The following is an 8,509-nucleotide window of genomic DNA, read 5'->3' on the forward strand; positions in this document are numbered from 1 at the left end:
CGATCCGCTGGCGATGGATTTTCGCCTCCTGCAGGAGCTTTTGAAAGAGCCGTACCTCTTCACCCCCCACGCTGGAAGACCTCCAGAATTTCGTAGGCCGTGTTGCGTTTGGCCGGTGTTTCGCCGATGTCGCGGATGAGGCGGATCATCTCCTCCTGGTTCATCCGGTTGACGGCTCCGGCGGCTTTGACGACGTTCTCCTCCATCATCGTGCTTCCCAGGTCGTTGGCGCCGTAGAGCAGCGCCATCTGGCCGATGTAGCTCCCCTGGGTCACCCAGGAACTCTGAATGTTTTTGACGTTGTCCAGAAAGAGGCGGCTCACCGCCAGCAGCCTGAGATACCGGTTGGGGCTCGCCTTGTGCTTGACGATTCCCTCTTTCTGCAGCGCCGTGTTGTAAGGCTGGAAACTCCACATGATGAAGGCGCGGAATCCTCCCGTTTCATCCTGGAGATTGCGCACGTGCTCCCAGTGTTCCACGATCTCCTCGTCGGTTTCGACGGTGCCGAACATCATCGTCGCCGTCGATTTGATGCCGTTTCGGTGCGCCAGCCGGTGGACGTTCAGCCACTCCTCGACGTCGATCTTCTTGGGGGCGATGATGTCGCGGACCCGGTCGCTGAGGATCTCCGCCCCCGCGCCAGGGATGGAGCTGAGTCCTTTGGCCTTGAGGCGCCTAAGTACCTCTTCGACCGAAATGCGCGAGACTTTGGCGATGTAGTCGATCTCCACCGCCGAAAAGCCGTGGATCGTGATCTGGGGATACTTTTGATGGATATGCTCCACCAGATCCTCGTACCACTCGATCTTGAGCTTGGGGTGCACACCCCCCTGAAAGAGGATCTGCGTCCCGCCGATGGCAAGCAGCTCCTCGATCTTTTCGTCGATCTCGTCGAAGCTGAGCACATAGACGTCCTCGTCGTCGCCGTGGCGGTAGAAGGCGCAGAACTTGCAGTCGACCCAGCAGCGGTTGGTGTAGTTGATGTTGCGGTCGACGACGAAGGTGGTGATCCCCTCGGGGTGGAGCTCCTTTTTCTTTTCGTAGGCCATGCGGCCCAGCTCTTTCAGATCGCCGTGGCGGATCAGCTCCACCGCCTCGGCCGCACTCATCCGACTCATTTGGCTCCGTTCCCCGAAGCCGTCTTTTCGATGGCGTCGAGTACGCCGTTGACGAATTTGGGCGACTGGTCGCTGCCGAGCTCCTTGGCCAGCTCCACCGCTTCGTTGATCACGACGGCGCGGTCGAGATCGGTATGGAGCAGCTCGTAGACGCCCAGGCGCAGGATCGATTTGTCCACATGGTCCAGACGGTCGAAATCCCAATCCTTCAGATGATCCTTGATCTGCCTGTCGATCTCCTCCAGATGTTCCAGGACGCCGTGGTAGAGTCCCAGCGCGAATTCCCGCTGTTTGTGGCGGATCTTCTTCTCTTCCAGAAGGTCCTCGGCGAATTTTTTGACTTCGGGATTGCCGATATCGTGGGCGTAGAGCAGACTGATGACCGCGCCGCGGGACTGGTGACGTGTCGCCATTACGCTTCCATCGTGCGGTAGAGGTCGATCATCTCGATGACGCCCGTCATCGCCTCGAACCCTTTGTTGCCCGCCTTGGAGCCGGCCCGCTCGATCGCCTGCTCGATCGTGTCGGTGGTAAGCACGCCGAAGGCGACCGGTTTGCCGTATTTGAGCGTGACGTTGGCCACTCCCTTGGTCGCTTCCGCGGCCACATAGTCGAAATGGGGGGTCGATCCGCGGATCACGGCGCCCACGCAGCAGACACCGGCATATTTTCCGCTCGAAAGCGCCTTCTCCAGCGCGAAGGGGATCTCGAACGCCCCGGGCACCAGAATGAGATCGATATGGTCGTCGCTGCCTCCGTGACGCAAAAAGGCATCCCTGGCACCTTCGACCAGACGGTCGGTGATGATGTGGTTGAAGCGGCTGGCGATGATCGCCACGCGCTCGTCTCCCTGAAGTTTCAGCTGTCCTTCGATGAGATTCATGAAAAGTCCTCGGTGAATGAAATTGTGATATTTTAGCGAAAGAGTTTTGAAATTTCGCTACGCAAAAATCATTGGTTATGGATCATCGGTCATCGGAAGGACGCTTTGCGCCCTTTTATTCGACGATTTCCCTGATTTTTACGATCTGCTCCAGCAGACTCTCGAGAGTCTCCAGACGGATCATGTTCGGCCCGTCGCTGAGGGCGATGGAGGGGTCGAAGTGGGTTTCGAAGAAAAATCCGTCCACGCCGGCCGCCGCCGCGGCTCTGGCGAGATAGGGGACGAAGGAGCTGTCGCCGCCCGTCTTTCCCCCCTGCCCCGGCATCTGGACGCTGTGGGTGGCGTCGAATATGACGGGAGCGAACCGGCGCATGATCGGAAAGGCGCGCATATCGACGACGAGGTTGCCGTATCCGAAAGTCGATCCGCGCTCGGTCAGCCAGACCCCCGCTTTTTCGCTCGTCTCGTAGTCGGCCGACTCGTATCCGCGGGTTTTGAGGACTTTGAGGACCGAATACTGCATGTCGGCAGGCACCATGAACTGCCCTTTCTTGATGTTGACGATGCAGTCGGTTTTGGCCGCGGCCACCAGCAGGTCGGTCTGGCGGCAGAGAAAGGCCGGAATCTGCAGCACGTCCACCGTCTCGGCCACCTTCGGCACCTGCCACGTCTCATGGACGTCGGTCAGAGTCTTGTAGCCGAAGGCGCTTTTGACCTCTTCGAAAATCCTCATCCCCTCTTCGAGCCCGGGCCCCCGGAAACTCTCCAAAGAGGTGCGGTTGGCCTTGTCGAAACTCGCTTTGAAATAGAAGTCGATCCTGTCGTCATCGGCGTATTTTCGCAGCGATTCGGCGATCTTCATCACATTTTCACGGCTCTCCATGACACAGGGACCCGCGATCAGAATCATCTTTTTCATTTTATCTCCACTCCCTCTTTGTCGAAAATCACCAGCTCCTTTTTCCGCTCTTTCGCCGCGTTCAGAGCGTCTTCGGCCAGCTGCATCATCTGGTTCAGATGGATCTGCATGCCATACATCGTGACGGCACCGGCGCTCCTGCGGTAATCGATGCGCTTGTCACCCTGCATCAGGGGAGATTTGCGGACCTTCTCCTCGATTCTTTCGAAGACCGAGGGGATGTTGTCCACGTCACACTCCGGCATCAGTATGAAAATGCCCGATCCGCCGAAACGCCCCAGCACATCGCTGCTTCGAAGAACGCTTTGAATCGACTCCGCCAGATGTTTGAGAACGTTGTCACCCGTTTTGAAACTGTAGCGCAGGTTGATCTTTTCGAGCTGATCCACATCGACGATCATCAGCGTCACGGGCCACCGGTGCCTTCTGGCCAGTTTGATCTGGACATTGGCGGTCTTGACGAAGAAAGGGTAGTTGAAAGCACCCGTCGTTTCGTCCAGAGACCTCGCGGCATGGATCTCTTCGGTCATCGTTTTGATTTTGCTTTTGCAAAGACGAAGCGTTTTACCGCACTTGTAGAGATAAAATCCCGTCACGCCGCTTATGACGACGAGTATGCCGATCAAGGCGTACAATATTTCCAAATTCATCGTTCAAAATCCTGTCAATAAATCTCTATCCGGTCGCCCCGTTTACCCTTGATGCGGTCGAGTGCCTCGAACGCCCGCTCCATCAGCCGTTTGAAATCGAGCGCACTGGGTTCGAAGGATGCGATACCGCACTTGCACTCGAGGCGGTACTCTTCACCGTCGATCGGTATCCGCTTTTCGGAAAGATGTTTCAGTATCCGCTCGGCGATATCCTTCACCTGTTCGGAGGGACAATTGGGAAAAAGGAGCAGGTATTCGTTTTTCGCGAAACTGCCGGCCAGGTCGCTGCCGCGCATCATCGCTTCGAGCTCTTCGACGACGATCTCTTTCAGTTTTTTGCTCACATCCTCGGGGGCCGGCTTCGGTCCCTTCATCGCCTGGATAAACAGAGCGATCATGCTCACGGGCCACTCGTTGCGTTTGGCCATCAATATCTGTTTTTTGCCCATCGAGTGGAAAAGCTGTTTGTCGTGCAGTTCGAAAGAGGCGGAGGGGTTGAGCACATCGTTGCAGCGCTGCGTCTGGATGCGGGCTTTGATCAGTTCGGTCACGAAAAGGTACGACACCACAAAAGCGATCAGGAAAAAGAGGCCGTAGGTCGCGGTCGTCGCCGAAACGTAGGGAATGTTGTAGGCTTCCAGCTCCTTTTGCAGCAGAGGAAGCCACGCCGCGGCACTCGTCAATACGATTCCGCCAAGCAGCGCTCCGAGAATTTTGTAACGGCCACTGTTTACGACATTGCTCATTGAAAACTACCCTTTTGCTAAAATAGTTCTATCCTGTTTCCACCCTTTTTCTTCGCCTGCTCCAGCGCCATGTTGGCACGGTTTAGCAGATGGTTGAACTTCGCCACTCTCCCGGCGAACGATACCACACCCGAAGAAAAAGGTATCTTTATCTCTTTTTTGTCGACGACAAGCGGCGTCGAAAGTATCTGGCTCTGAAAACGCTGGACCACCTTTTTGGCGCTGTTGATGTCGCAGTTGGGCAGAAGCAGCACGAATCTGTCGTCGTCGAATCTGGCCACCAGATCACTCTCTCGGATCGTCTCTTTCAAAATGGCGGCGAAATGTCTGAGCGCCTGGTTGCCCGCGTCGAAACTGTACTGCTGGTTGATTCTGGCCAACTGATCGATATCCATGACGATCATGCCGACCGGCCAGCCGTTTCGCTTGCAGAGACGAATCTGCGTGCCGGCCAGCTCCTTGAAAACCTTGCTCTTGTAAAGACGGGTCGTCACGTCCCGTAAAAGTCTCTCTTCCTTATCCTTTTTGATCTGGTCGACGATGCTTTTTTGATAGAGCAGATAGTAGAAAAGGGGCGTAAAGAGCACCAGATAGACCACACCCATGATCACGAGGCCCTCTTCGGGCTGTGCCCAGAGACCTTTTTCCACGAGTAGCCATGCGATGCCGCTCAGAAGGAGGCTTGCCGCTACACCCAGCCCAAACGCCGCCATTCCCACTTTCAACAGACACTTATCGATTTTTTTGAGCATAGTATCACTTTCCACTTTAACATATTTTTTCTTAAAGCGTATCGGCACTATACGCCATAATCATGCGAGATATATCGACCCTTTTCGATTATTTGTTACGGGCGACGGTGATACCTGCAACGACGATAAGCGCGATGCCGAGCCATGTCGAAAGATCGGGGAAAGGGTCGCCGATCAGAAGACCCAGGAGAATGGAAAAGAGGATGTTGCTGTAGCTGACGGCGCCGACGATGCCCGCCTGGGTGACTCCGTAGGCTTTGGTCATATAGACCTGGGCCAGCGTCGCGAAAAGACCCATGACGACCACGTAGATCCAGGTTTTTCCCGACGGCATCACGAACTGGCCGAAGAGCATATCGAGTTCGGGCGAATCGACGTAGGGGCTCAGAGCCATCAGAAAGAGCGGTCCAAGGGTCCCGATGCCCATGAAAGAGAGCACGATGGCGCGGGTGTCGTAGTAGCGTTTGAGCTCCCTGACCGCGGTATAGGCCAGTGCGGCACCCACACCGCTGAAGATACCGAGCCAGGCCGTCTTGTCCAGGCTCAGGCCGGAAGGCTTGGCGATGAGCACGATCCCGGCGAACCCCAGCAGCAGAGCCGCCCACCCCGGAAGACCCATCTTTTCACGAAGAAAGAGCCAGGCGAAAAAGGCGGTGAAGATGGGAGAGGTTTTGGAGTAGGTCATCGCGTCACCCAGCGGAATATGGGCGATGTTGTAGAAAAAGGCCAGAAGCGCCAGAAAGCCCATCAGCCCCCTGAAAAAGAGGAGCCAGGGTTTCCCTCCCGGATGGGTCATCGGTCTCTTCAGAAGGGTGGCAGCCACGAGAAAGACACCGAAGACGTTTCTGAAAAAGACCACTTCCAAAGAGGGCATCGTCTGGCTCAGAAGCTTGGCGAAGACCCCCATCAACGCAAACATCAGCGACGCGAAAAGCATATACCTGATGCCGGCGTCGAGCCTGTTGAAACGCGCTCTCACGAATCGTATATCTACTCTGTCCGGCGGAAATCGATCAGTCTGCCGCGGACATCGCCGAACATGACGACATCCTTGAGGACCGCTTTGCTGACGATGCCGTCTTTACGCAGTGCCAGGTAGAGTTCGCCCCCTTTCGAGCCGAAAAGCTTCTGATAGACCGTCACCTTCAGATAACAGGGCGCGTCACCCAGAAACTCCCGCACTTTTTCCCTCTCTTTTCCGATCACGGTCTGGACCCGTACCCTGCCCGTCTTCTTCTCCGCACCCACCGCGTGCAGATACCTATCGAAAGGTTTGGAACAGTCGCCGATGATATCCATGACGTTGAAATAGAGCGAAAAGATGTCGTCGGTGGCGTAGTAGGGAAGTGTTTCGTTTTTCTCTTTAACCAGTTTTCCGTCCTCGTAGCGCTCTTCGTGGACCGTCACTTTGCCGTGGGGATGATCGAAACTGTAGGTTTTGATTCTGCGTTTGTGAAACCGGCGGATATCTTTCGAGTAGGTCTGCGGCACGAGACGTCCGCTCACGACGAGGCCGCTGCTTTTGTAGACTTCGACCCGTCCGCCGCTCAGCACTTTCGCCAGACCCGTCGCCCTGGCGGTCATGACGATCTCGTAACGGTCGTCGTTTCTGGTCATTTCGGCTTTGGCCACGCCCATCTTTCCGAAAATTCCGTATTCGACACTGTATTTTCCGACCGTCGTTTCGGCTTGCAGCACTCCAAACGCCAGCAAAAGCGCAAATAGCCATCTGACCATTGTTCATTCCCCCATCTTCAGTTACCACATTTAATCACATTTACGATAAAATCGCACTAAATTGTTGACAAATTTCGCATTCGGCATATAATGCCGGAAAATTGTGAATCAAAGAGAGATATGAAAAAAATAGCGATACTGGGACAGCCCAACGTAGGGAAAAGCTCCCTTTTCAACAGGTTTGCGAGACGACGCATCGCCATCACTTCCGATATGGCGGGCACGACACGCGACGTCAAGAAAGAGATCATCGATTTCGACGGCAAAGAGGCGGAGATCCTCGATACAGGCGGCATCGACGAGAGCAGCGAACTCTTCAGACGTGTCGGGAACAAAGCGATCGAAGCGGCGGAAGCGGCCGATATCATCGTCTACATGGTCGACGGCAAAGCGCTCCCCGACGACCGGGACAAACAGCTCTTCTACAGGCTCCAGTCTCTTGGAAAACCGATCGCCCTGGTCATCAACAAGATCGACAACGACAAGGAGGAGGAGCGGGCCTGGGAGTTCAGCGAATTCGGTGCCGAGAACATGTTCGCCATTTCGGTCTCCCACAACCGCCGTGTCGGACAGCTGATCGACTGGATCAAAAGCCTTCTCGACGAACCGGAGCTTCCGATGCCCGTCGTCGAAAGTGACGAGATGGATGCCCTGGAAAACCTGATCGAACAGTTCGACGAGAGCGGAACGCTGCAGGAAGAGGAGGATCTGAGCACCATCGGCGTGGCGATCATCGGCCGCACGAACGTAGGCAAAAGCTCACTGCTCAACGCCCTGCTGGGCGAGGAGCGGGCCGTCGTCAGCGACGTGGCCGGCACGACGATCGATCCGGTGGACGAGAAGATGATCCTGGGCGACAAGACCGTCACCTTCGTCGATACGGCGGGGCTGCGCAGACGCGGAAAGATCCAGGGGATCGAACGCTACGCCCTGGGACGCACCCGTCAGATGCTCGAAAAGGCCGACATCGCCCTGCTGGTGCTCGACGCCAGCGCACCGCTGAGCGAACTGGACGAAAAGATCGCCGGGCTCGTGGACGAATACAAACTCGGTTGCATCATCGTCCTCAACAAGTGGGACGAGGCCCTGGGAAGCTACGAGGAGATGGTCAAGGAGATCCGCTACCGCTTCAAGTTTCTCAGCTGGGCCCCGATCGTCACCATATCGGCCAAGTCGAAAAAGCGTGTCCACAAGATCGCCGACATGATTCTGAAAGTTTTCGAAAACTACACCCGTCACATTCCGACCCGCGATCTCAACGACGTCATCAGGCAGGCGACCATCCGCCACCACATCCCCAGCCACAAAGGCAAGCCGGTCAATATCCTCTTCGCGTCCCAGTACGCCATCAAACCCCCGAAGATCGCCCTCATCTCCAACCGCCCCAGAGGCATCCACTTCAGCTACCTGCGCTATCTGACGAACCAGCTGAGGGAAAACTTCGACCTGGAGGGCACACCTCTCATCCTGATCCCGAAAAAACGGGGAGAGAGGGAAGAGGCGTCCGAAGAGCAGGCTTAGTGTTGAGTGTTGAGTGTTGAGTGTTGAGGAAGGTAACAGAGTCAAGCTTGTTCAAAAATTAAGCGAGCGAAGCGAAGCTCCCCTACCTCCGTTCACTGTTTACCGTTCACCGTTCACCGTTAAGCATTTCAAAAATCGAGTGTCAGTTTGCACGCGAGCGAGAGCTCGCACTCTTTTCCCTGC

At 55.8% G+C, this 8,509-nt stretch carries 10 protein-coding genes; 1 reads left to right on the top strand and 9 read right to left on the bottom strand.

Annotated features, from left to right (window positions below; genetic code table 11):
* Positions 1 to 59: 59 nt before the first annotated feature.
* The 9 genes from Q1K23_RS05035 to Q1K23_RS05075 all read right to left on the bottom strand — a co-directional run bounded on the left by Q1K23_RS05035 (position 60) and on the right by Q1K23_RS05075 (position 6,805).
* Positions 60 to 1,118 carry a dehypoxanthine futalosine cyclase gene (locus tag Q1K23_RS05035; RefSeq protein WP_300362967.1) on the bottom strand — a complete coding sequence of 353 codons (1,059 nt, stop codon included), beginning with the start codon at positions 1,116 to 1,118 and terminating at the stop codon, positions 60 to 62.
* Positions 1,115 to 1,531 carry a transcription antitermination factor NusB gene (nusB, locus tag Q1K23_RS05040; RefSeq protein ID WP_300362968.1) on the bottom strand — a complete coding sequence of 139 codons (417 nt, stop codon included), beginning with the start codon at positions 1,529 to 1,531 and terminating at the stop codon, positions 1,115 to 1,117. Before nusB ends, Q1K23_RS05035 begins: the two co-directional genes overlap by 4 nt.
* Positions 1,531 to 2,001, bottom strand: coding sequence for a 6,7-dimethyl-8-ribityllumazine synthase (gene ribH / locus Q1K23_RS05045; RefSeq protein ID WP_300362970.1), 471 nt, complete (start codon positions 1,999 to 2,001; stop codon positions 1,531 to 1,533). Before ribH ends, nusB begins: the two co-directional genes overlap by 1 nt.
* 115 nt (positions 2,002 to 2,116) lie before the next feature.
* Positions 2,117 to 2,911, bottom strand: coding sequence for a 3-deoxy-8-phosphooctulonate synthase (kdsA, locus tag Q1K23_RS05050; RefSeq protein ID WP_300362977.1), 795 nt, complete (start codon positions 2,909 to 2,911; stop codon positions 2,117 to 2,119).
* Positions 2,912 to 2,916: 5 nt separating this feature from the next.
* Positions 2,917 to 3,570, bottom strand: coding sequence for a GGDEF domain-containing protein (locus tag Q1K23_RS05055; RefSeq protein WP_300362972.1), 654 nt, complete (start codon positions 3,568 to 3,570; stop codon positions 2,917 to 2,919).
* A gap of 14 nt (positions 3,571 to 3,584) precedes the next feature.
* Entirely contained in the window at positions 3,585 to 4,316 is a 732-nt protein-coding gene (locus Q1K23_RS05060; RefSeq protein ID WP_300362973.1) for a diguanylate cyclase, read from the bottom strand.
* A gap of 17 nt (positions 4,317 to 4,333) precedes the next feature.
* The gene (locus tag Q1K23_RS05065) at positions 4,334 to 5,068 is read right to left on the bottom strand and encodes a GGDEF domain-containing protein (RefSeq protein ID WP_300362974.1); all 735 of its coding nucleotides are present in this window, start codon (positions 5,066 to 5,068) and stop codon (positions 4,334 to 4,336) included.
* Between the two features lie 88 nt (positions 5,069 to 5,156).
* Positions 5,157 to 6,005, bottom strand: a complete 849-nt coding sequence (locus Q1K23_RS05070; protein ID WP_300362978.1) for a DMT family transporter — start codon at positions 6,003 to 6,005, stop codon at positions 5,157 to 5,159.
* Between the two features lie 53 nt (positions 6,006 to 6,058).
* Positions 6,059 to 6,805, bottom strand: coding sequence for a DUF3108 domain-containing protein (locus Q1K23_RS05075; RefSeq protein ID WP_300362975.1), 747 nt, complete (start codon positions 6,803 to 6,805; stop codon positions 6,059 to 6,061).
* Between the two features lie 120 nt (positions 6,806 to 6,925).
* Here Q1K23_RS05075 and der point away from each other — a divergent pair, with 120 nt between their 5' ends.
* Entirely contained in the window at positions 6,926 to 8,326 is a 1,401-nt protein-coding gene (der, locus tag Q1K23_RS05080) for a ribosome biogenesis GTPase Der (RefSeq protein WP_300362976.1), read from the top strand.
* The last annotated feature ends 183 nt before the right edge of the window (positions 8,327 to 8,509 follow it).

It is taken from the genome of Hydrogenimonas sp. (assembly GCF_029933015.1).
In the GTDB taxonomy this organism is placed as follows: Bacteria; Campylobacterota; Campylobacteria; order Campylobacterales; family Hydrogenimonadaceae; genus Hydrogenimonas.